The organism is Hoskinsella mucinilytica, from assembly GCF_045223415.1.
Taxonomy (GTDB): domain Bacteria; phylum Bacillota_I; class Bacilli_A; order Erysipelotrichales; family Erysipelotrichaceae; genus Hoskinsella; species Hoskinsella mucinilytica.
Genome location: NZ_JBEQZJ010000133.1, coordinates 1 through 313 on the forward strand (window position 1 = coordinate 1; position 313 = coordinate 313).

1 protein-coding gene is annotated in these 313 nt (G+C 36.7%); it reads left to right on the forward strand.

All coding sequences use genetic code 11. The features are described from left to right. The coding region (locus UGRO018_RS17855; RefSeq protein ID WP_416327862.1) for an IS1634 family transposase at nt 1-313 on the forward strand (313 nt) is incomplete at both ends.

A 313-nucleotide genomic window follows, 5' to 3' on the forward strand; every position in this document is an offset into this window, starting at 1 on the left:
TATGTCCTTGATTCAGATAAGATTGCCGAAGAAGAGAAATATGATGGATATTATGCCATAGCCACTAATCTGGACGATGAGGCAAAAGACATACTCAGCATATCTCACAAAAGATATAAAATAGAGGATTGTTTCCGTGTTATGAAAACAAATTTTGATGCACGGCCAGTCTACCACAGAAAAGCAGAAAGAATAAAAGCACATTTCATGATCTGTTACACAGCACTTCTAATCTATCGATTGATAGAGTGCAGGCTGGATGACCAGAAAACACATGTGACAACAGATCAATTGATAGAAACGCTGAAAAATA